Origin of the sequence: Lysinibacillus sp. NPDC086135 (genome assembly GCF_044746345.1) — a bacterium.
Lineage (GTDB): Bacteria > Bacillota > Bacilli > Bacillales_A > Planococcaceae > Lysinibacillus.
In genome coordinates, this window is the sequence record NZ_JBIVCA010000007.1 from 159,769 (window position 1) to 181,472 (window position 21,704).

The 21,704-nt window shown below is 36.3% G+C and carries 24 protein-coding genes; 22 read left to right on the forward strand and 2 right to left on the reverse strand.

Translation table 11 applies throughout. The features are described 5' to 3' along the window. A partial coding sequence (locus ACIPKN_RS11475) for a hypothetical protein (protein WP_400936097.1) occupies positions 1 to 225 on the forward strand: 225 nt, incomplete at its 5' end. A gap of 177 nt (positions 226 to 402) precedes the next feature. Here the strand turns inward: ACIPKN_RS11475 and ACIPKN_RS11480 are convergent. Further along, positions 403 to 1,464, reverse strand: coding sequence for an LCP family protein (locus ACIPKN_RS11480; protein WP_400936099.1), 1,062 nt, complete (start codon positions 1,462 to 1,464; stop codon positions 403 to 405). Between the two features lie 145 nt (positions 1,465 to 1,609). Continuing rightward, on the reverse strand, positions 1,610 to 2,245 hold the full coding sequence (locus tag ACIPKN_RS11485) for a YigZ family protein (protein WP_400936101.1): 636 nt from the start codon (positions 2,243 to 2,245) through the stop codon (positions 1,610 to 1,612). A 156-nt stretch (positions 2,246 to 2,401) separates the two neighbouring features. Here ACIPKN_RS11485 and ACIPKN_RS11490 point away from each other — a divergent pair, with 156 nt between their 5' ends. The 21 genes from ACIPKN_RS11490 to neuC all read left to right on the forward strand — a co-directional run bounded on the left by ACIPKN_RS11490 (position 2,402) and on the right by neuC (position 21,701). Further along, positions 2,402 to 3,550, forward strand: a complete 1,149-nt coding sequence (locus tag ACIPKN_RS11490) for a sensor histidine kinase (protein ID WP_400936103.1) — start codon at positions 2,402 to 2,404, stop codon at positions 3,548 to 3,550. Positions 3,551 to 3,585: 35 nt separating this feature from the next. Then, positions 3,586 to 4,260: a response regulator gene (locus ACIPKN_RS11495; protein WP_132360514.1), complete on the forward strand. Its 675-nt coding sequence runs from the start codon at positions 3,586 to 3,588 to the stop codon at positions 4,258 to 4,260. 512 nt (positions 4,261 to 4,772) lie between these two features. Next, positions 4,773 to 5,324, forward strand: a complete 552-nt coding sequence (locus tag ACIPKN_RS11500; RefSeq protein WP_400936105.1) for a nuclear transport factor 2 family protein — start codon at positions 4,773 to 4,775, stop codon at positions 5,322 to 5,324. Positions 5,325 to 5,724: 400 nt separating this feature from the next. Then, a complete protein-coding gene (locus tag ACIPKN_RS11505) occupies positions 5,725 to 6,567 on the forward strand; it encodes a DegV family protein (RefSeq protein ID WP_400936107.1) in 843 nt (280 codons plus the stop codon). A 208-nt stretch (positions 6,568 to 6,775) separates the two neighbouring features. Then, entirely contained in the window at positions 6,776 to 8,143 is a 1,368-nt protein-coding gene (locus ACIPKN_RS11510) for an ATP-dependent helicase ComFA (RefSeq protein ID WP_400936109.1), read from the forward strand. Beyond that, complete coding sequence (locus ACIPKN_RS11515; protein WP_400936111.1) at positions 8,140 to 8,730, forward strand: ComF family protein; 591 nt, start codon at positions 8,140 to 8,142, stop codon at positions 8,728 to 8,730. Before ACIPKN_RS11510 ends, ACIPKN_RS11515 begins: the two co-directional genes overlap by 4 nt. 300 nt (positions 8,731 to 9,030) lie before the next feature. Continuing rightward, positions 9,031 to 9,444 carry a TIGR03826 family flagellar region protein gene (locus ACIPKN_RS11520; protein WP_400936113.1) on the forward strand — a complete coding sequence of 138 codons (414 nt, stop codon included), beginning with the start codon at positions 9,031 to 9,033 and terminating at the stop codon, positions 9,442 to 9,444. A gap of 222 nt (positions 9,445 to 9,666) precedes the next feature. Next, a complete protein-coding gene (gene flgM, locus ACIPKN_RS11525; RefSeq protein WP_323657238.1) occupies positions 9,667 to 9,927 on the forward strand; it encodes a flagellar biosynthesis anti-sigma factor FlgM in 261 nt (86 codons plus the stop codon). 27 nt (positions 9,928 to 9,954) lie between these two features. Continuing rightward, positions 9,955 to 10,455: a flagellar protein FlgN gene (locus tag ACIPKN_RS11530; RefSeq protein ID WP_400936115.1), complete on the forward strand. Its 501-nt coding sequence runs from the start codon at positions 9,955 to 9,957 to the stop codon at positions 10,453 to 10,455. Between the two features lie 51 nt (positions 10,456 to 10,506). Further along, on the forward strand, positions 10,507 to 12,048 hold the full coding sequence (gene flgK, locus ACIPKN_RS11535; protein WP_400936117.1) for a flagellar hook-associated protein FlgK: 1,542 nt from the start codon (positions 10,507 to 10,509) through the stop codon (positions 12,046 to 12,048). Between the two features lie 29 nt (positions 12,049 to 12,077). Then, positions 12,078 to 12,998, forward strand: a complete 921-nt coding sequence (flgL, locus tag ACIPKN_RS11540; protein WP_400936120.1) for a flagellar hook-associated protein FlgL — start codon at positions 12,078 to 12,080, stop codon at positions 12,996 to 12,998. A 110-nt stretch (positions 12,999 to 13,108) separates the two neighbouring features. Continuing rightward, the gene (locus tag ACIPKN_RS11545; protein ID WP_400936122.1) at positions 13,109 to 13,672 is read left to right on the forward strand and encodes a DUF6470 family protein; all 564 of its coding nucleotides are present in this window, start codon (positions 13,109 to 13,111) and stop codon (positions 13,670 to 13,672) included. A 16-nt stretch (positions 13,673 to 13,688) separates the two neighbouring features. Further along, positions 13,689 to 14,132 carry a flagellar assembly protein FliW gene (gene fliW, locus ACIPKN_RS11550; RefSeq protein WP_400936124.1) on the forward strand — a complete coding sequence of 148 codons (444 nt, stop codon included), beginning with the start codon at positions 13,689 to 13,691 and terminating at the stop codon, positions 14,130 to 14,132. Then, complete coding sequence (gene csrA, locus ACIPKN_RS11555) at positions 14,132 to 14,350, forward strand: carbon storage regulator CsrA (RefSeq protein ID WP_323657245.1); 219 nt, start codon at positions 14,132 to 14,134, stop codon at positions 14,348 to 14,350. The genes fliW and csrA overlap by 1 nt, the downstream gene beginning before the upstream one ends. Before the next feature lie 203 nt (positions 14,351 to 14,553). Then, complete coding sequence (locus ACIPKN_RS11560; protein ID WP_400936127.1) at positions 14,554 to 15,366, forward strand: flagellin N-terminal helical domain-containing protein; 813 nt, start codon at positions 14,554 to 14,556, stop codon at positions 15,364 to 15,366. Between the two features lie 92 nt (positions 15,367 to 15,458). Then, entirely contained in the window at positions 15,459 to 17,156 is a 1,698-nt protein-coding gene (locus ACIPKN_RS11565) for a motility associated factor glycosyltransferase family protein (protein WP_400936129.1), read from the forward strand. Between the two features lie 3 nt (positions 17,157 to 17,159). Further along, positions 17,160 to 17,501, forward strand: coding sequence for a DUF8042 domain-containing protein (locus tag ACIPKN_RS11570; RefSeq protein ID WP_400936131.1), 342 nt, complete (start codon positions 17,160 to 17,162; stop codon positions 17,499 to 17,501). Beyond that, positions 17,479 to 18,717 (forward strand): motility associated factor glycosyltransferase family protein, encoded by a 1,239-nt coding sequence (locus tag ACIPKN_RS11575; protein WP_400936133.1) that lies wholly within the window; start codon positions 17,479 to 17,481, stop codon positions 18,715 to 18,717. Before ACIPKN_RS11570 ends, ACIPKN_RS11575 begins: the two co-directional genes overlap by 23 nt. 26 nt (positions 18,718 to 18,743) lie before the next feature. Further along, positions 18,744 to 19,409, forward strand: a complete 666-nt coding sequence (locus tag ACIPKN_RS11580; protein WP_400936135.1) for a TylF/MycF/NovP-related O-methyltransferase — start codon at positions 18,744 to 18,746, stop codon at positions 19,407 to 19,409. Between the two features lie 121 nt (positions 19,410 to 19,530). Next, a complete protein-coding gene (neuB, locus tag ACIPKN_RS11585) occupies positions 19,531 to 20,577 on the forward strand; it encodes an N-acetylneuraminate synthase (protein WP_400936137.1) in 1,047 nt (348 codons plus the stop codon). Next, positions 20,574 to 21,701, forward strand: coding sequence for a UDP-N-acetylglucosamine 2-epimerase (neuC, locus tag ACIPKN_RS11590; protein WP_400936139.1), 1,128 nt, complete (start codon positions 20,574 to 20,576; stop codon positions 21,699 to 21,701). Before neuB ends, neuC begins: the two co-directional genes overlap by 4 nt. Positions 21,702 to 21,704 lie beyond the last annotated feature (3 nt).

The following is a 21,704-nucleotide window of genomic DNA, read 5'->3' on the forward strand; positions in this document are numbered from 1 at the left end:
ATTAGTGGCGTTCCTAGCTTGATTAGCGGCGGAATTTCGGGTTTTAGCGGCGTTCTTAGCTTGATTAGCGGCGGAATTTCGGGTTTTAGCGGCGTTCCTAGCTTGATTAGCGGCGCAACGCATACTTTTAGCGGCGATACCCAATATAAGCTGGACAAGTTTGACAAAACTAAAGTCAACTGTGAAAAACTTTGTATAGAGTTTTTCGCTATTTTATGGACTTGACGAAAACTACTCAAATAGGCTGAGGGAAATTCGCTTAAGTAGACCTCAGAACTGCTTGAGCAAAACTCAGATCAATAAGTGTTCCAATCTATAATTTCCACGCTAAGCAAACATCGCGAAATAATCATGCCATAAAAAAAGCCTTTCCACAAATATAAAGTGGAAAGGCTTTTATAGTTACTGAGTGCTATCTTTATCTGTTGAATCTTTGCCAGCAGCGTTATCTTTATCAGTATTTTTATTCGTTAAGCTACTAGATGCTTTACTAGTGTCAAGATGGTTCTTTAGCGTTTGTGATATTTCATCAACTGATTTTTGATTTAATTGATAGTAGTAAACACCAGTAGACATATCATCTGTACCATCTAATGTTAAAGAATCGATACGTGGCATCCCTTGTGATAAATAAGATAGGAATGACTTCATTTCGCTAAATGTCATATTTGTCTTCATGTTATCACCAAGTGCTCTAATGACATCATCGTATTTTGTAATGGATCCTACAGAAGAAACTTTATTGATGATCGCTGTTAAAATCTCTTGTTGACGTTTGCCGCGTTCAATATCACTGTCTTGCTTACGTGTTCTTGCTAGTGCAAGTGCTTGACTTCCGTTTAAATGCTGTAGACCTGGCTCTAAATTGATGGCATTGCGATCGAATTCGTCTTTTTCGTGTAACTTGTACGGTACTTCAGCTTCAATTCCACCTAATGCATCAACAACATCAATAAACGCATTAAAGTTCATACGAACATAGTAATCAATTGGCACATCTAATAGTTTTTCTACTGTATCAATTGTTGAAATTGTTCCACCATAGGCATGTGCATGAGTAATTTTATCCTTATGTTGTACAGAAGGGATATATACATATGAATCTCGAGGGATACTCAACATTTTAATTGTTTTTGTTTTATTATTTAATGTTGCTAGAATAAGGGCGTCCGAACGTGAGTGCTCAGAGCCTTGCCCGCGATTTTCACTATCATCAACACCGACAAATAGGATTGAAACGTTATCGTGTACGGGTTCTACCTTCTCACTACGAAGTGCAGAAATGTCTCGCCCTTTTAATTCTTCGTGTGCTGAGTCAGCTGCATGCTTTACTTGCTTCGTAATATATACACCATAAGCAGTTGCACAAATTAGTAAACTAGCAACAAGAAGAAGGGAAATTTTTATAATTAGGGAGGCTTTATACGACCTCTTTTTGCCTTGCTTTTTAATTCTATTTTTCATTTTTAATATATTCTCCTCTAAATTTTGGGAATAATAAAGCGATTAAACAAACTTATTCAAGTAATTTTAGAATATGCGTAAAAGATAAAATAGCTCAATATTAAAATTATACTATGGATATTTAGTATTCGACAATTAAAACTATTTATTTCACAACAAATTCAATAAATTGAGCATTCTCAAAAGTAATGTTTGCTTGTCCGTTTGTCATTTCAGTTACCCAGTTTTGGAACTGTTCTTCTTCCTCTTTTAATACGGATACAATAATTTCGACGCCTTCTAAATAGCGAATTTCTTCTAAAGTATATGAAGAACCTCGAATTTCATTTTCTACTTTACCTAGCCATGTGTAATCAATAGAAATGTTCATAAAATGGTGAAGCTTACGTTCTACTACTTGGGCAGCAAGTAATCCTTCTGTTGTCGCTTTTCCATACGCACGAATAAGACCGCCACCGCCAAGCTTAATGCCACCAAAGTAGCGTGTGACGACAACGACCGTATCTTTTAACCCTTGTTTTTTTAGGACTTCTAACATAGGGACGCCAGCTGTGCCACTAGGTTCCCCATCATCGTTTGCTTTTTGAATATGATCATGTTCTCCAATAATATAGGCTGAACAGTTATGTGTTGCATTATGATGCATTTTTTTTATGCTTTCAATAAAAGAAATTGCATCCTCTTCCGTTTCTGCACGTTCTATATAAGTAAGGAAGCGAGATTTTGAAATAACAATTTCACTTTCTCCGTATCCTTTTACAGTTAAATAGTTTTCTCTCATCAGTATCAATCTCCTTTAAAGTAGAGTTCTATTCTATAATTTTCATAAAGAAAAAGCATTAAATTTTAACATGGGAATGCTATAATAGGTATAGACTATGTAATTGGTCTATTGAAATAGTAAGTAATCATAAGACATTAGACTGGGGAGTATACTATGTTTTCAAATGATACCTTCGATTTAAAGTCGCTTGATGACATATTTAATCGAATGTTAGAAACAATCATGAGCTCAAAAGATGATATCTTTATTATAAGCGAACAAAGCCGAAGAAGTTTCGAAGATATGAAAATAGAGCTAGAAATTGTTCGAAAACAAGTTTCAATTGTTATTGATGAAGGCGATGCTTTAGAAAAAAGTACACAGCTTGCTAAGCAAAGACTTGTGTTAGTGAGTAAAGCTTTTGATAATTATACCGAAGATCAAGTTAGAGAAGCATATGAAACTGCGCATGATTTTCAAGTGAAGCTCTCCGTTATTAGAACACAAGAAAAGCAACTACGTGATAAAAGAGATGATTTAGAGAGAAGATTAAGAGCGTTACTCGATACGATTGAACGTGCAGATCATATTGTCAATCAAGTAAATGTCGTTTTGAATTACTTAACTTCAGATTTAAGAAATGTTGGTTTAGCACTTGAACAAGCAAAAATGAAACAAGATTTTGGTATACGTATTATTGCAGCACAAGAAGAGGAACGCAAACGTCTATCTAGGGAAATTCATGATGGACCTGCTCAAATGCTGGCAAATGTACTAATGCGCACTAATTTAATAGACAGAACGTATCGTGAAAAAGGCATTGAATATGCTTTAGATGAAATTGCTGATTTAAAGAAAACGGTGCGTAATGCATTATCAGAGGTGCGACGTATAATCTATGATTTAAGACCAATGGCACTTGATGATTTGGGGATTGTTCCGACATTAAAAAAATACTTATCGACAGTGACTGAATATAATCCTGGTGTTGAAGTTCATTTCCAATCGAGAAGCACCGAAAAGCGTATACCATCAAACTATGAAGTATCTATTTTCCGATTAGTGCAAGAATGTGTAACAAATGCCATGAAGCACGGGAAATGTAAAGATATTTGGGTAAGACTGGAGTGGTTGAAAGATGCCGTAAATATCGTTGTAAAAGACGATGGTATAGGTTTCAATCCACAGGAGGTTAAAGACCATTCTTTTGGGATTTTAGGTATGAAAGAACGTATCGAAATTTTGGATGGGACAATCTCAATTACAAGCGAGATAAATCGAGGTACGACGGTTTTATTTAAAATTCCGTTAGAAGTAGAGTAAAACGATTGTTGGAGAATTTTAGGGGGTAAAGACAAATGACGAAGATTATTATTGTAGACGATCACCAGCTATTCCGCGAAGGAGTAAAACGTATTTTAGATTTTGAAGATACATTTGACGTAGTAGCAGAAGGTGACGATGGTACAGATGTGGTTTCTTTATATGCTGAAAATCAACCAGATGTTGTACTAATGGATATTAATATGCCGGGGAAAAATGGAGTAGAGGCAACGGCAGAACTAATTAGTGAATTCCCAGATGCGAAGGTTATTATGTTATCTATTCATGATGATGAAACATACGTAACACACGCGCTAAAATCTGGATCACTTGGCTATATGCTAAAAGAGATGGATGCTGACGAAATTGTCGAGGCTATTAAAGTAGTTGCGAATGGTGGGTCTTACCTACATCCAAAAGTAACTAAAAATTTAGTAGCGGAATTCCGTCGTCTTTCTGAACATGAAAATAAAGGTAACTTCCATCAAACAGAAATTCGTCGTCCATTCCATTTACTAACAAAACGTGAATGTGAAGTATTACAATTATTAACAGATGGACAATCTAACCGTACAATTGGTGAGACACTGTTCATTTCTGAAAAAACAGTTAAAAACCACGTTTCAAGCATTTTACAAAAAATGAATGTAAACGACCGTACACAAGCTGTTGTTACAGCCATTAAAAATGGCTGGGTTGAAGTACGCTAATAGCATATATTGAAATTAAAGCTGTTTTTAAAGGCTACTATCTTATTTAGTAGTTTTTAAAGCAGTTTTTTTAACTTCTTTCAGCAAATTCTTTGTACCGAAAGTAAAGCGTAAGCTACAGATGCCTCCCGCCTCTAAGGTGGTGAGATGAATGCAGATTTAAGCTACTTTTCATCAGGTCGGCGGTTGTCACGGAATCAACTTTTGTGTCACAAAGCTGATTCCGGACGCAATTATGCCGAGGCATAATTGATTAAAGTGTACCGCTGTTCTTTTGTGGCGAAATCGTAGTGCTGTCCACAGAAGACTTCTGTAATGTTTACACCTATTGGACTACATTAGCTAAATGCCGTATAAAGGTGTAACAATTTATACATAGTGATTACATAAATAGTGCAACATTTTAAAACCATGGGCGTCATAAGGAAGATGTAACGCCTAAATGTTGAAAATGCACAACAAAATTCCTACAACGGAATTTATATGCTACAATATGCGCGGGAGGTTTTTTGATGTTAAAGAAAAGTTTTCTAGCAGTTTTAACCTTATTAATGTTAACTACATTAGTGTTAACTGCGTGTGGTAATAAAAAAGATGATGAAATGAGTGCAGAAGAAAGACAAAAAATCATTGATGATGGAACTGTCGGATTTGAAACGAATGGTGGGCAAATAACAAAGGCAGAAAATATCCCTGCTGAAGAAAACAAAGCGATAGTAGCAGCCTTTAATGAATATATTGCAGCTCTCAATTCAAAAGAAATTGATCGTTATATGGAAACACTCTCAAAGAATCCAAAAGGTTTCAATTATGAAGGAGAAAAGAACTACATTACAGATGTATTTAAACAGTCAGACGTTAAACGAGATGCGAAAAATACTACGATTATAAAATATAGCGAAAATGAAGCACAGGTCTATTCAAATATAACATCGCATTTTGTACAAACTACAACAAATGTAAAGCATGAAAGTGCAGGACAACAAGTTACAGTATTCGTCAAAGAAGATGGACTCTGGAAGGTCACTAGCGTCTTCTATACTGAATCAACTACTGGCAAATAAAATGAGGATATCTTCATTCGGGCTCACCACTAAGAGTTGAGGTTGGGTGATTTTCTGAAATTAGCGTCAAGAGCAAGCTAGATAGAGAAACGAAGGCAAAAAGCATCGCGCCCAACGACTCATTGGACTTGCCTAGCTGGAACGGAGATCACCCCCAAGTTATGGTGATGTGCCTTTACTTACTTAATAGATAGATTATTAAACGAAGATAAATCCGTATACATAGAAAATGAATGTGAAATGGAAGCTAAGTTATCAATTTAGCAGATGTCTAGAATGTTGAAAGGGGGAAGAGGACTGACCACTATTCGACATTCAGACGAGATTACGCAATGTCGTAATTCATTTCACATTCATTTCTTTTTATTGTAAACTATGTAGAATAGGAGAGTGGACATGGATGAGGACAGCAATCGTAACAGATAGTACTGCATATATTCCGGCTGAGGAACGAGAACGCTTAAACATTCATATGATTCCGTTAAGTGTAAATATCTCAGGGCAACTATTTGCAGAAGAAGTAGATATTACAGCATCTGAATTTTATGATAAAGTACGTGGGGCAAAGGAATTCCCAAAAACAACGCAGCCCCCAATTGGAGAATTTGCCTCTCTTTTTGAGGAGCTGGCAAAAGAGTATGATGAAGTAATATCTATTCATTTATCAAGTGGAATCAGTGGAACATATCAAGGTGCAATTCAAGCAGGCGAGATGGTGGAAGACATTGATGTATACGCTTTTGATAGTGAAATATCCTGTGCGGTACAGGGGTTTTACGCTCTAAGAGCAGCTGAAATGGCATCTCATGGCTTTTCTGCAAAAGAAATTCTCGCTACATTGGCGGACATGAAGCAATCGATTCGTGCTTACTTCATTGTAGATGACTTAGCGCATTTACAACGCGGGGGACGTTTGTCTTCAGCAGCTGCATTAATTGGCGGCTTATTACAAGTAAAGCCAGTACTGCATTTTGTGGACAAGGTTATTGTACCTTTTGAAAAAATTCGTACGCGTAAAAAAGCATTAAAGCGTGCGGAGGAGCTACTAGCTGAGGATGTTCAAAAGTATGAAGCACTAGACGCTGTCGTGATCCACGGCAATTGCCAGGCTGAAGCAGAAGAATGGCTAGCACAACTAGCAGCAACCTACCCGAGCGTTAACTTTAAATTAAGCTATTTCGGTCCCGTCATTGGCACACACTTAGGTGAAGGCTCAATGGGGCTCGGCTGGACAAAAAAATAATAGTAAATGAGACAGTCTCTACAACAAATTTGTAGAGGCTGTTTTTTTATTTTGAGTGCATACTGTTTTGCTGGGTAAGTGGGGAATCGCCGGTAAACCCGTGAATATCGCCGCTAAAAGTGCCAGAATCGCCGGTAAACCCTTAAATATCGCCGCTAAACCTACTAGAATCGCTGATAAAAATCACTCATATGAAAGGAGCAAAGCAATGAAATACAAAGGTTGGTTATTGCCACCTAAATTACGAGATTTTCATGAAGGACGTATTTGGTTAAAGGAGCATACCCCATTTTCAAAGGAAGATATCGAGAAATCGATCAATCACAAATATCTCCGTATAATAGAAGGAATCCAAAAAGAACCACATCTAAAATGCAATCGTTGCCATAATGATAATCCACAGCAATTTACAACGTTTGATTGTTCAAAGTGCCAACAGCAATGTGTATATTGTAGACATTGTCTAAAAATGGGCAGAGTGAGTAGCTGTACGCAATTGATGATTTGGACAGGCCCTCGTGCCATTAGAACAAGAAAGCATTCACTCAAATGGGCAGGGCAATTTACAGTACTTCAACAGCAAGCGGCAAACGAAATGCTAGAAAGTGTTAAAGCAAAACGTTCTCATCTCTTGCATGCAGTATGTGGAGCAGGAAAAACAGAACTGCTTTTTCCAACTGTACATTATGCGTTAGAGCAGGGCTTACGGGTATGTATCGCTACGCCCCGTACAGATGTAGTGCTAGAGTTATATCCACGTTTTCAAACAGTTTTCCCGCAAACAATAATCCATGCACTATATGGTGGATCACCGAAGCAGGAGGGTTATGCACAGCTTGTGTTGGCTACCACTCATCAGCTATATCGTTTTGAACGAGCGTTTGATGTCATGATTGTTGATGAAGCTGATGCATTTCCCTATACATTTGACGAAACCTTACAAAGCGCTGTGCAAAAGGCTAAATCGGAAAACGCAGCAATATTGTTGGTCACAGCAACACCTTCACATAAATTACTGACTCAGTATCAAAATGAAAGCTATTCATTTATTCCAAAGCGCTTTCATAACCGTCCATTACCGGTCCCTCGATTTCATTCTCTATGGAACTATGAAAAAAGCTTAAAACGGGGAAATATCCCGCGAAAGTTAAAGCGATGGACAGAGGAACGCCTTGCACGAAAAGAGCCTTTTCTATTATTTTTCCCGAAAGTAGAGTTAATGAAAATAGCTATTCCTCTTTTTCAGTTATTAGATGGAAGTATCATGGCGGTGCATGCGGAAGACCCGGATCGTAAAGAAAAAGTGCTTAAACTACGTCATGAAGAAGTTCCAGGTTTACTGACAACGACCATATTAGAAAGAGGAATTACGATAAAGAATGTACAGGTTGCAGTTATTGGGGCAGAGTCAACCATTTTCACTTCAAGTGCACTAATACAAATCGCTGGGCGAGTTGGGCGAAATGTTGATTTTTCGGATGGAGACGTCGTATTTTTTCATCATGGCATTACGACTGAAATGGATGATGCGCGTACTAAAATTCTTTATTATAATAAGAAAGGATTTTCACAATGAATAAAATTGAAACACTTTGCTTATTATGCTCACAGCCTTTGCCATCTGCAATTTCATGGAAAATACTTTTAACCAAACAATTTCAATCAACCATCTGTGATCGATGCTCGGCTCGGTTTGAATATTCCTCAACAGCAACAGCACTTTACCAATATAACGATGCGATGAAAGATTATTTGCATCAATATAAATTTCTTCAGGATGTCGCACTTGCTAAAGTATTTCGGCAGGAGCTACAAGCACGATTCAAACATGGAAAAGCAACCATTATACCGATTCCAATGCATCCTACTAAACAAAGGGAGCGTACCTTTTCCCATACGGAGGAGTTATTAAAGGCTGCTACTATTCCTTTTATACAACTTTTAGAAAAGACAACGGCAGAAACACAAAGCTCCAAAAATAGAGAGCAACGCATCCAAGCAGCTCCCCTATTTCGTCTGATGACTGGAGCATATGTAGAGCATAAAGAATATCTTCTTTTTGACGATATAAAAACGACGGGCACCACTTTGCAGCATGCCACCGAGATTTTAATGAATGCGGGTGCTAGAAATGTCAAAAGCTTCACACTAATTAATGGATGAAAATGCTAATGCATTGTGTATAATAGATTACGAGTAAATAAGATTCGTATCTAGCAGTTATTATTTTCATTCAGAAAAAGATCTCCACTTATGAAAGTAGGGAGATGAATACGGATGTGATCACTTTTCAGTGGGTTCCCAGACACCTACTGAATGAAAATAAAGCCTCCGGCGGATGTCACGGATTTTGAATTGTGCGGGCACAATTCAAAACCCGGACGTATTGTATATCTGTAGCGAAAGCAAAGCGTCAGTTACAATTACGCCAAGGCGAAATTGATTTAAGAGGAGGAAGAGTAGATGGCAGAGGTTCGTAATTGTCCGAAATGTAATGAGTTTTTTAATTATACAGGGGTCAGAGAAGTATGTCATAAGTGTGCGCAATCTGAAGAGGACTTATATCAAATCGTTTACCGCTTTTTACGTAAACGTGAAAACCGTGCTGCGACAGTAGAACGTATTGTTGAAGCAACTGGGGCTGAAGAGGAGTTATTGTATAAATGGGTACGTAAGGGGCGCTTACAGACTGCGATGTTCCCTAATCTTGGCTACCCGTGTGATAACTGTGGTCATCTAACGACAACAGGCAAGCTTTGTACAAAATGTCAGGATGAATTAAAGACGGAGCTACGTACATTTGAAGCGGCGAAGGAGTTCCGTGACAGTGTGGCAGAACGTGATCGTGTAACATATCATGCAGACCGAAAACGTTAACTTCTTTCAGCGAGTGTCCAAGCGACAGCAACAACGACTGAGTGACCAACATCACGTTGGCCCAAATCCTCCGGACGCAAATATGCCGAAGAATAATTGATAAGCCTGAAGTGTGTTAATTTTAAACAAAATTAGCACACTTTTTTACATTTGAAAACTTAACATTATGTGAGACAATCCGAAATAATAGGAAGATAAGCTTTTTAGATAGGGGGGGATTAAATGAAAATTACATCTTATGGGATTAATGCAGTGAACGCCTATAAAAATCAGGTGCGCAATGTAAAATCAAGTACGAACAAAGCATCCTTCGCAGATAAAATCGAAATTTCTAAGACTGCACAGGAGATGCAAGGAGTTTCAACATACAGCTCAGAGCGTGCAGAACGCGTACAACAACTAAAAAAAGATATCGCTTCTGGTGAATACAAAGTGGACGCTCGCAAAGTTGCAGAAGATATGCTGAAATATTATCGTTTCTAAGGAATATCAGAAAGGGTGCTTAGCAAAATGTCTACAGAAACGATTTGTTCTACACTAACAAAACTAGAAAGAATGCATAAAAGCTTATTTGAACTAGCCGTAAAAAAGACTGAAATCATTACAGCTGGTGATATCGAAGCACTGGACCAAATGCTCAAGGATGAGCAGGCGCATGTAGCGGCCATCGATAAGCTCGAGCAACAGCGTCAGAAACAGGTAACGGACTACCTTGAAGCAAAAGGACTTGCTTCAACTGACAAAGCAACTGTCGCTGATGTCATCGAGGCTGCTGAACAACAGACAGAAAAAGATACGCTCTCAGCAGTACGCAATCGATTATTGCAAATCATTAACGGCTTAAAAATACAAAACGATTTAAATCAGAAGCTAGTGTTCCAATCGCTACAATTTGTCAACTTTACATTGGATGCTTTACAACCTCGTCCTGAGCAAATCAACTATTCTGGCAATGAGGTTCGTGGCACAAATACAGTGGCAAAAAAATCATATTTCGATTCTCAAGCATAGTCTTTTTAAGAAATCAATTGCTGAAAAACGGTTATTAAGGGAGGAAAAAGAATGCGCTCTACATTTATGGGCTTAGAAGCTAGTAAACGTGGCTTATTTACACAACAAACAGCTTTATACACAACAGGACATAATATTTCCAATGCAAATACATTAGGTTACACTCGCCAACGAGCAAATATGCAAGCAACTCCTGGTTTTCCAAGTCCAGGCTTAAATCAGCCTGTCTATCCTGGACATCTTGGAACAGGGGTAGAAGTAAGCTCGATTCAACGCATGCGCGATCAATTTACCGATCGACAATATCGCCAGGAAACGAATAAGTTAGGTTATTGGGATTCAACAGCAAAATCGATTTCGCAGATGGAAGATATCATGTCAGAGCCTTCAGAGTTTGGTATTAACCAATCATTTACAGATTTTTGGAAGTCGATGGAGGATGTTATTGATAATCCAAAAGATACTGCTGCACGTCAGGTATTAATTTCTAAAGGAAAGGCAATTGCTGAGTCCTTTAATTATATGGATAGACAGCTAAAACAGATCCAAGGCAATATCGGGAATGAAATTAATGTATCGACGGATAAAGTGAATTCAATTCTTAAACAAATTGCAGCTCTTAATAAACAAATTCAAGAAGTTGAGCCGAGTGGTTATGTGCCAAATGATTTATATGATGCACGTGATGTATTAGTAGATCAGTTAAATGAATATTTTCCTGTAACGGTTTCATTGCAAAAATCAGGCGGTTTAGCAAAAGATGTTGCTGAAGGTTCAATGACGATTACATATGTATCAGCGGACGGTACTCCTATTAAATTAGTGGATGGTAGACAATATGCTGCACTTGCAACGATGGACACGAACGATCAGCGCATTGATGGTGATGTAGATGATCAAGCGACAGGGAGCTATGCTAATTTTAAGGAAATTAAAATTGCAGCTGTTGGCGAGCCACCAGGAGATCCAGCGACAGGAATCGCAATTGATTACAGTAAAATGGACCATGGTAAAGGTTCATTACGTGCATTAATTGATGCGTATGGACATAGCGGTGGACAAGGCACTTATCCAGAAATGCTTGCTAATTTAGATAAACTAGCAAATGAATTTATAACAAAATTTAATGAAGTTCATAGTAAAGGTTTTGGTTTAGATGATACTACAGGTCAGAACTTTTTCTCTGGGACGACTGCACGTGATTTTAACGTAGTGATTACCGATCCGAAGCAAGTAGCTGTATCTGATACGAAGGGTGAGGAAGGTAATAACGGAAACATGCGCAAGTTAGCGGCGCTACAATCGCAGGCTCAAGATAACTTAAAGAAAGGTACATTCCAAAACTATTATAAATCATTAGTAGGGGACTTAGCGGTTAAGGGACAGGAAGCTGAACGTAGTGCATTTAATTCTGAAACAATGCATTTGGAAATTTTTAAGCGTCGTAATTCTATGAACTCAGTTTCCCTAGATGAAGAGATGACTAATATGATTACATTCCAGCAAGCATACAATGCCAATGCACGTATGATTACAGTGGTAGATGAAACATTAGATAAAATCATCAACGGTATGGGAAGAGTAGGGCTATAATAGCCACTTAACTGAGAGGAGATAAATTTATGCGCGTTACACAATCAATGCTATCGAGTAATATGCTACGCAATTTAAACACAAGCTACAGTAAAATGTCTAAATATCAAAATATGTTGGACTCAGGTAAAGTAATTACTAGACCATCCGATGATCCAGTTGTAGCAGTAAAGGGAATGGGCTATCGTATAGATCTTGATAAAAGCCAACAATACCAACGTAATCTACGTGAAGCAAATACATGGCTAGATACAACAGACGAAGCGCTTGATCAAGTAGGCGGTGCATTAAAACGTGTAAAGGAGCTTATTGTACAAGCTGCTAACGATACAAATACTGCTGATGATCGTCAAAAAATCAATGCGGAAATGCAACAAATTAAGGGGCAATTGCGTGATATCGCCAATACAAAAGTGGGCGAAAACTATATCTTTTCAGGCACGCATACAAGTCAGCCGCTTTACATTGATAAAGCAGGTCCGCAAAATCCAGATATTACCACAGGAGGACAAAAGCCGATTGAAATCAACGTTTTTGATGGGATCTCAATGAATATTAATACTCCGGGTGCTGAGTTATTTGAGAATATTGATGGGTTTATGACGCACGTAACAACACTTTTAGAAAGTGGAGCAACAGGTCCGGAGATTGGCAATGCACTCGGTTTAGAAGTTACAAATGGTGCTAATAAAATTCCTGGTTTAGATGGGATTTATGAAAATACATTGACTTTAAGAGCAGATGTCGGCGCTCGTCAAAATCGTGTAGAGATGATGGAAAATCGACTAAGTCTTCAAGAAGTAAATGTAACAAAACAACTATCTAAAAATGAAGACACAGACTATGCAAAGACGATTACAGATATGGTTACACAGGAATCTATTCACCAAGCCGCTCTATCGGTAGGAGCAAAAATCATTCAGCAAACTTTAGTAGATTTTATCCGATAAAATCTACAAGGTTCTGCCCCGAAAGCGAAGCGACAGGGGTAAACTTTATAATGAATAACAGAGCGTTTGAACAATATGTTCAGGCGCTTTTATTGAAAGGAGAATAGTAAATGCGATTTCCACAAATTCAAATTCAAACAACCGATGCAAAAATAGAACTTGAAATTAGCAAGCCTCAACAGCAAATTGAACAGCCAAGAGCTACTCAATCTATTGAACAACCAGCTGCTATCTTGGAGATTCATACAACTAAAGGTGTTTTACAAATCGACTCTTCTCAAGCAAGACGAGATATAGGGATGATTAGTCCTTTGGAGTCAAGTGCAAATTATGCGGAAGAAGGTAAACAAGGGGCACTTGACGGGATGGCACGTAGAGCAAGAGAAGGCCGTCAATTAATGGAGAATGCAGGGAAAGGACAGGGGCGAGCGACAATTCAAAATATCTCAAAACAAAATCATGGTCCTCATCGTGCGCCATTCAACATTAAATTTGTGCCTTCTGTAGGCTCTGTTAAAATCGACTATACACCAGGTACTACAGACATCAATATTGAGAAAAGAGATCCAATAATTGACGCAAAGGTGAATAAACCTATACATGACTACACACCTGGTAAAGTAACTAGTACAATGGTACAAAGACCAGATGTTAACATCGACGTAATTATTTAAAGGAGCGCATAAAAGAATGAAAATAGCTACTAAATTTTTAGGTGAAATCGAAATTGTAGAACAAGATATTCTGACATTTGAGCAAGGCTTATTAGGTTTGGAAGAATACAAAAAATTTGTGTTACTACCTATAGACGCAAACCTGCCATTAGTATTACTTCAATCAGTTGATCAAATGGAAATTGGTTTTGTCATAGCGTATCCATTTGCCTTCAAAAAAGATTATAGCTTTGATATTAGTGAAGATGATCGTGAGCAACTACAAATTGAAAAAGAAGAGAATGTTCTTACTTACACTATTGTTACAATGAAAGAAACTTTAGAGAATTCTACTATTAATTTGTTAGCACCTATCATTATTAACATGGATAAAAAACTTGGTAAACAAATTGTTCTACAAGATAATAAGTGCTATCCGTTACGCTACCCAATGCAATCATTGGAAGGAAGTGCGAAATAATGCTAGTCCTTTCACGTAAAAAAGATGAATCTATTATGATAGGTGACCAAATTGAAATTAAAATATTAGCAGTGGATGGCGAACAAATTAAAATTGGTATTGTTGCACCAAAAACAGTAAAAGTACATCGCTACGAGGTTTTTGAAGCTATCCAGGCACAAAATAAGGAAGCTTTATCAGCATCATCAAGCTTCTTAGAACAGCTAAAGAAAAAATAAAAAATATGTACTTTAGCTATATATTTAAACAAGTAATTTATTACATAAAAAAATAAAAAAAATTTTATTAAAAAACTATTAAACATTTCCAACTAATTACGATATATAGATTGTAAGGGGCAGGAAGTACATACATACTTCCTAATCCGATATTCCACACGGATGTGGAATAACAAAAACAAACATTCAAGGAGGAATTCCAAATGAGAATTCAACACAACATTTCAGCTTTAAACACACACCGTAACCTTTCTTTCAACAACACTGAAGCTTCTAAAAACTTAGAGAAATTATCTTCAGGTTACAAAATCAACCGTGCTGGCGATGACGCTGCTGGTTTAGCAATCTCTGAAAAAATGCGCGGACAAATCCGTGGTCTTGACATGGCGACTAAAAACGCTCAAGATTCAGTATCTTTAATCCAAACTGCTGAGGGTGCTCTTAACGAAACACACGCTATCCTACAACGTATGCGTGAATTAGCAGTACAATCTGCGAACGATACAAACGTATCTACAGATCGTAGTGCACTTCAAAAAGAAGTAGATGCATTAACTTCTGAGATTACTCGTATTTCAACAGATACAGAGTTCAATACTCAAAAATTATTAAACAGCAGCTTTAAAGGGAAAGTATTCCATATTGGTGCGAACAAAGGCCAAAATATTTCATTAACTATTACAGACATGAGTGCTAAAGGTGTTGGTGTAAGTGGAGTTAAGATTGATAAACAATCTGCAGCTAACAAAGCTATCTCGACTATTAACAAAGCTTTAGAAACTGTATCTACACAACGTTCTGCTCTTGGTGCTGTACAAAACCGTTTAGAGCACACAATCAACAACTTAGGTGCAACTTCTGAAAACTTAACAGCTGCTGAATCACGTATCCGTGACACAGATATGGCTAAAGAAATGATGGGCTTCACTAAGAACAACATCTTAATGCAAGCTGCTCAATCTATGTTAGCTCAATCTAACCAACAACCTCAAGGAGTCCTACAATTATTACGATAGTATATAAATGAAAAGAAGGTTCTCTCTAAATTGAGAGAGCCTTCTTTATTTTTCAAAAAGAATGCCGATATACACATAGAGGTGACATCTATATGGAATTGCAAAATATAAAATACATAACAGCAAAAGATGGCAATGAAACAATTGAAGTTAATGGTTATTTGTTGCATAGTAAATATAATCCTAATCGAGAAGCGGAAAGCTTGATCAAGAAAGAGATTAATAAGAATTATGTTAATGTCATTTTTGGATTTGGAAGAGGATATGTTTCAAATGCTCTAGCTAAAGAAAAAATAAGTAGAGACAAAATATTATTTATTGAACCTATAACTTCTTTTGAAAGATATGATATTAAACAATACGATATTGTTTTTGGTGATAACTTAGAAGATATTCAAATTGCGATAGAAGGAAAATTACGCTTTTTTAGTAGAAAAATTAATGTAATATGCGCACCGAATTATGATAAAATTTTTTCTTCTTTATATCTTAATATACTAAAGAAAGTAAAAGATATACAGAATATAAATATTGTTTACAACAATACAATAAGGGATTTGAGTGTTTCATGGCAAGAAAATAGTATTCGTAATATGCAGTATATGTATAAATATGATTCCATAAATGTATTGGAAAAATACTATTATTATCCATTTGTGGTAGCCTCAGGGGGGCCTTCGCTAACTAAACAGTTGCCACTGCTCAGAGAAATTCGTGAAAATGTTGTGTTAATTGCTTCAGGTTCGACAGTGAACACTTTAATAGCCAACAATATAGAGCCTGACTATATTATTAATATTGACGGATCCGAGGCTAACTATGAAAGACATTTTAAAGAGTTGAAAGTAACATCAGCAGAACTTATGTATGCTTCGACTAGCCATTTTAAAATACAGCAAAATTTTAATAATAGAAAGTACGCATTTTTAGATACGAGAGAAAACAAATATAAAAACCATCTCAAAAAAACGTTAGAAATCGATTTGCCAAATATTCTTGGTGGTGGATCAGTGGCTAATTTTGCATTAAGTATTGCACGATTTTTAACAACGGGACCTATTGCAATTATCGGACAGGATTTAGCCTACACAGATGGTAAAACACATGCAGAAAGCAATAATAATTACAAAGAGGCGGATGCGGAATATTTGGCGATGCAAGGTGCTTTTGAAATAGAAGGATACTATGGTAATAAGGTAATGACTAATTATTCATTATTTTCTATGAAAGAAAGTTTTGAAGAAATCATGCAACAGATTGAGAGGCCTGATACAATTTTTAATTGTACAGAAGGTGGTATAAAAATTGAAAATATACAACAACAGCCCTTTGAGTATTTCTGTCAGCAATATGTAAATCCCGATGTAAAAGTGAAATTATATAACACTATGGAAAACGAAAAAGATATAGCGGTTTATATACGCACTGTAAGGGATGAGATTAAGGTTTATAAAAAAATTATTGTAGAGTTAAAATTAGCTTTACATGCTTTGAAAAAAAATACTTTAACTACAGAATTCGCTCCTAACATTTTAAAAACGTTAGATGATGTAGATCGTAAAGTTGAAAAACTAATGGGGAAAGTAGTCATGGAGCGAATAAATGACCCGATTACGTTAGATGTTATGACGAAATATGAAGCACAAGGTGAGGAAACACCAGAGGAAACGTATGAGCGTGTTTTTCAACAAAATAAAGAGTTATATGAAAGATTATGTAAGGCAACTGAACAATCTATTCAATATACACAAGATGCAATTAGAGAAGCTGAAGTGCTAATGGAGGAGTAAACAATGGAAATTAAAGATCTTATCGAGAGCTATAATGAATATGTAAATAAGGTACCAACAGGGGCGATATATATTGCAAACTGTCTAAGAGAGGACAAATTAAATGATGCATTAATGGCAATCAAAGATTTTTCTGAAGGAGTGCTCTGGCTTACAGAGGCAAATGAGCTAATGAAGAAAAATGGAGCAATGGCGGAACTTAGTATTGAACAAATTCAAGAATTTTTAATAGAGGTAAACAAAGGTTTAGAAAAGCAGGATTATATACTTGTTGCAGATATGTTTGAATATGAAATTGCAACTTTTTTCGAGGCAGTAGCATATGCGGAAGGTCCGGTTAAGTAAATTGCATTGGCATGTAGAGCAAGCAAAAAATGGAGAGGTAACTTTACGGTTAAATGAGGTCTTTATTTACAGTAAGTATCGTCCAAAAGAAGATGCGGTGCGTTGGATAGACGCAGAGTTTGATGAAGAAGCTGAAAGTTATTTGTTAATTGGTTTGGGCTTAGGCTACCATTTAAGAGAGCTTATTGGCAAGAGTAAAGATAAGCCAGTGACGGTGTACTATTTTGATAAAAATGAATATGAATTGTTTTTAAACTATAATAGAGATTTGTGGTGGAAGAAAGAATGTGTGCAGATTGTTCATGATTTAACTCAAACTGAGCTTCATGGTAATGTTCAGATTTTGCTTCCAAACGTCTGGGTTAAGGGGATCGGTGAAAACCATCCACTATTTTTAACACTAGAAGTGATAAAAATAAACCAACTTTCTTATAAAAAAAATGCCGAGAAATTGGAAGATAATTTTTTTCGTAATAAAGCACTAAAAGACGAGTCAATCAAAAAGCAAAAACAGGATAAAGTGGCATGCTTAGTGGCTGCAGGGCCTTCTTTGAATGATACAGTATCGTGGTTAAAAGAGTACCAATATAAAGTTGATATTTATGTTGTTGGAGCTGCATTAAAAAAGTTATTAGCAAATGGCATTGTGCCAAAAGCTACGATATTATCGGATGCAAACGATGGAACACTATCGCAATTTCAAAATACTCATTTTAAAGGTGATATGTATTATTTATCAACTGCAAATTATAATAGTGTAGCTGCTCATAAAGGCAAGCGTTATATTCTTTATCAACAAGGTTATAAATTAGCTGAAAAAGAAGCCGAGAAGAGGAATGCTCCGCTAGTAGAAACAGGTGGATCAGTAGGTACGACAACATTTAGTCTACTTGAAAATTTAGGCTATGAAATTGTAGTTTTATTTGGACAAGATTTAGGTTTTGTAGGGGTGCAAACTCATGCTACACTCTCTACGTCTGGGAGAGATGCTTCTAATGATGTTTTTGTACGAAAAATAGAAGCAAATGATGATAGTTATATTCATACAACAGCAATTTTTCAAACATTTTGGTACTGGTATGAGCAAAAGATGGAAACTACTAAAGTAAAGGTATTTAACACAGCTACTAAAGGAGCTAAAATTAGGAATACCCCATTAATAAGTGAAGAAAAATTTAAAGAATTAATTGTACGAAATGAAAAAGGTGTTTTATAATTTTCTGAATATAAAGGAGAAAACTAATGATAAAGTTACCGGATTTTGATATGTCTTTTGAATACGAAAATAATTTTTACTTATCTTGTGATATAACTCGAATGAGCAAGGTCCTAGCTCATTATGAACTATACAAACAAGTAATCGATTTACCAGGAGAAATAGTAGAGTGTGGTGTATTTAAGGGCGCTTCTTTTTCTCGATTTGCAATGTTTAGAGAATTGCTTAGTAATCCCTATTCTAAAAGAATGATTGCTTTTGATATGTTTGGAGGATTTCCTGAAACATCTTATGAGGAAGATAAAAAACTGAGAGAACGCTTTATTCAGGAAGCGGGTGCTGAAAGTATTTCTACAAATCAATTAATGAAGGTGTTAGAACATAAAAGAGTGGAAAGAAATATAGAATTAATTGAAGGAGATATCACAAAGACTGTTCCGGAATATGTAAATAAACACCCTGAATTAAAGTTATCTTTAATTAACTTAGATACTGATATTTATGAACCGGCAGTTACCATTTTAGAGAATTTATATCCTAAACTTGTTAATGGTGGGATATTAATTTTAGATGACTATGGTACTTTCCCTGGGGAAACTAAGGCTGTTGACGAATACTTTAAAGATAAAAATATAGAAATAAAGAAATTTCCTTTTGCTATGACTCCATGCTACATAATAAAAAAAGATTAGGAAATGTAAAAACTTTTAACAAGTTAAGACATGCAGACGTAGTTATGATGTGAATTTGCTGAACTGTTGTTTGCTGACTATTCAGCATTCTATAGTTGTTCATTGGAAGGAAGACATTAAAGTGAGAAAAAATCCGTGTATAGAAATTGCAGGACGTAAAATAGGTTATGATTATCCCCCTGTAGTAATTGCAGAGATTGGTATTAATCATGAAGGCTCACTAAAAGTAGCAAAAGAAATGGTTGACGCTGCTTGGGAGATGGGTGCAGAAATTATTAAGCACCAAACACATATTGTCGAAGATGAAATGAGTCCTGAAGCAAAAAAAGTGATTCCTGGTAATACAGATGTATCTATCTATGAGGTTATGGAACGTTGTGCGTTAAATGAAGAAGAGGAAATCGAATTAAAGCAATATGTTGAAGAAAAAGGAATGATCTTTATAAGCACACCTTTTTCTCGTGCAGCGGCAGACCGACTAAACCGAATGGATGTATCTGCCTATAAGATTGGTTCTGGCGAGTGTAATAATTATCCTTTGATTAAGCATATTGCATCATTTGGGAAGCCAATGATTGTTTCAACAGGTATGAATGATATTGAGAGTATACGTAAAACCGTTGAAATAATTAAAGAGTATAATGTGGAATATGCGCTATTGCATTGTACAAATATTTATCCAACACCTCCAAATCTTGTCCGTTTAGGTGGGATGCAACAATTGGCAGAAGCGTTTCCTGACGCTGTTATTGGATTGTCGGACCATTCATTAAATAACAATGCTTGTTTAGCTGCGGTTGCTTTAGGTGCGAGCATACTAGAACGTCATTTTACTGATACGAAAGATCGTCTAGGGCCAGACATTATTTGTTCTATGACACCGGAGGAAATGAGTAATTTAATTCAAAGTGTTAAGGAAATTGCTCAAATGCGTGGTGGACATAAAGAAGCTGCAAAAGAAGAACAAGTTACAATTGATTTTGCATTTGCGACAGTAGTAACAATTAAAGATATTAGCGAAGGCGAGATATTTACTGAGAAAAATATTTGGGTAAAACGTCCAGGTACAGGAGAGATTAAAGCTATTGATTATGAAGGAATATTAGGAAAAGTATCCGCAAAAAAGATTCCAGCTAATACACATCTTGAATGGAGTATGGTGAAGTGAAGAAAATTGTTTTTATAACAGGGACACGTGCCGACTATGGAAAATTAAAAACACTTATGCATGCGGTAGAAGATCATGAAAACTTTGAACTTCACGTTTTCGTTACGGGTATGCACATGTTGGCGAAATATGGGTCTACTTATAAAGAAGTGGTGAAGGATCGCTTTAAATATATTTACCAATTTGTTAACACCCGTGATAATCAAAGTATGGATATGACATTAAGTAACACTATAGTAGGTTTTAGTAATTACGTTGAAGAGTTCAAGCCTGATTTAATTGTTGTTCATGGTGATCGTGTCGAAGCATTAGCAGGTGCTATAGTAGGTGCAATTAATAATGTACGTGTAGCGCATATCGAAGGGGGAGAGATTTCGGGGACTATAGACGAATCTATTCGCCACGCTATTACAAAATTTGCACATTTTCATTTAGTGGCGAATGATCAAGCTGTCCGATATATTATTCAGCTTGGTGAGCGTCCAGAAACTATTTTTGCTATTGGATCGCCTGATATTGATGTTATGCAAGCAAATAATCTTCCTTCCATTGATAAAGCTAAAGAACGCTATACGATACCATTTGATAGATACAATATTTTAATGTTTCATCCTGTTACGACAGAAATTGATACGATTAAAAGTCAAATTGATGAGGTAGTAGAAGCGGTATTGGATTCTCAACAAAATTTTATAGTTATTTATCCAAATAATGATGAGGGTAGTCGATATATTTTTGACGCTTATGAATATCTAAAAGGAAGGGAGAATATTAAACTATTCCCTTCCATTCGGTTCGAACATTTCTTAACTTTATTAAAGCATGCAGAATGTATTATTGGTAACTCTAGTGCAGGGATACGAGAAGCAGGTGTGTATGCCACACCTACTGTAGACATAGGGAACCGCCAAAAAGGACGATACACTCTTAATGAGTTACCACATATTGTACAGAGTCAGCCAAAACGAAATGAAATTTTAATTGCGATTAAAGAAGCTCAAAATAGAAAACTAATACCTCAATCTTTATTTGGCAATGGTGAAAGTGTGGCAAAGTTTATTGCTGTTTTAGAAAACGTGAACTTTTGGACACAATCTATTCAAAAGCAATTTATACCAATGTGAGGT

Coding starts and splice junctions, on each gene's coding strand:
- ACIPKN_RS11480 (WP_400936099.1), bottom strand. CDS start 1,464: ATGAAAAATAGAATTAAAAAGCAAGGCAAAAAGAGGTCGTATAAAGCC.
- ACIPKN_RS11485 (WP_400936101.1), bottom strand. CDS start 2,245: ATGAGAGAAAACTATTTAACTGTAAAAGGATACGGAGAAAGTGAAATT.
- ACIPKN_RS11490 (WP_400936103.1), top strand. CDS start 2,402: ATGTTTTCAAATGATACCTTCGATTTAAAGTCGCTTGATGACATATTT.
- ACIPKN_RS11495 (WP_132360514.1), top strand. CDS start 3,586: ATGACGAAGATTATTATTGTAGACGATCACCAGCTATTCCGCGAAGGA.
- ACIPKN_RS11500 (WP_400936105.1), top strand. CDS start 4,773: ATGTTAAAGAAAAGTTTTCTAGCAGTTTTAACCTTATTAATGTTAACT.
- ACIPKN_RS11505 (WP_400936107.1), top strand. CDS start 5,725: ATGAGGACAGCAATCGTAACAGATAGTACTGCATATATTCCGGCTGAG.
- ACIPKN_RS11510 (WP_400936109.1), top strand. CDS start 6,776: ATGAAATACAAAGGTTGGTTATTGCCACCTAAATTACGAGATTTTCAT.
- ACIPKN_RS11515 (WP_400936111.1), top strand. CDS start 8,140: ATGAATAAAATTGAAACACTTTGCTTATTATGCTCACAGCCTTTGCCA.
- ACIPKN_RS11520 (WP_400936113.1), top strand. CDS start 9,031: ATGGCAGAGGTTCGTAATTGTCCGAAATGTAATGAGTTTTTTAATTAT.
- flgM (WP_323657238.1), top strand. CDS start 9,667: ATGAAAATTACATCTTATGGGATTAATGCAGTGAACGCCTATAAAAAT.
- ACIPKN_RS11530 (WP_400936115.1), top strand. CDS start 9,955: ATGTCTACAGAAACGATTTGTTCTACACTAACAAAACTAGAAAGAATG.
- flgK (WP_400936117.1), top strand. CDS start 10,507: ATGCGCTCTACATTTATGGGCTTAGAAGCTAGTAAACGTGGCTTATTT.
- flgL (WP_400936120.1), top strand. CDS start 12,078: ATGCGCGTTACACAATCAATGCTATCGAGTAATATGCTACGCAATTTA.
- ACIPKN_RS11545 (WP_400936122.1), top strand. CDS start 13,109: ATGCGATTTCCACAAATTCAAATTCAAACAACCGATGCAAAAATAGAA.
- fliW (WP_400936124.1), top strand. CDS start 13,689: ATGAAAATAGCTACTAAATTTTTAGGTGAAATCGAAATTGTAGAACAA.
- csrA (WP_323657245.1), top strand. CDS start 14,132: ATGCTAGTCCTTTCACGTAAAAAAGATGAATCTATTATGATAGGTGAC.
- ACIPKN_RS11560 (WP_400936127.1), top strand. CDS start 14,554: ATGAGAATTCAACACAACATTTCAGCTTTAAACACACACCGTAACCTT.
- ACIPKN_RS11565 (WP_400936129.1), top strand. CDS start 15,459: ATGGAATTGCAAAATATAAAATACATAACAGCAAAAGATGGCAATGAA.
- ACIPKN_RS11570 (WP_400936131.1), top strand. CDS start 17,160: ATGGAAATTAAAGATCTTATCGAGAGCTATAATGAATATGTAAATAAG.
- ACIPKN_RS11575 (WP_400936133.1), top strand. CDS start 17,479: ATGCGGAAGGTCCGGTTAAGTAAATTGCATTGGCATGTAGAGCAAGCA.
- ACIPKN_RS11580 (WP_400936135.1), top strand. CDS start 18,744: ATGATAAAGTTACCGGATTTTGATATGTCTTTTGAATACGAAAATAAT.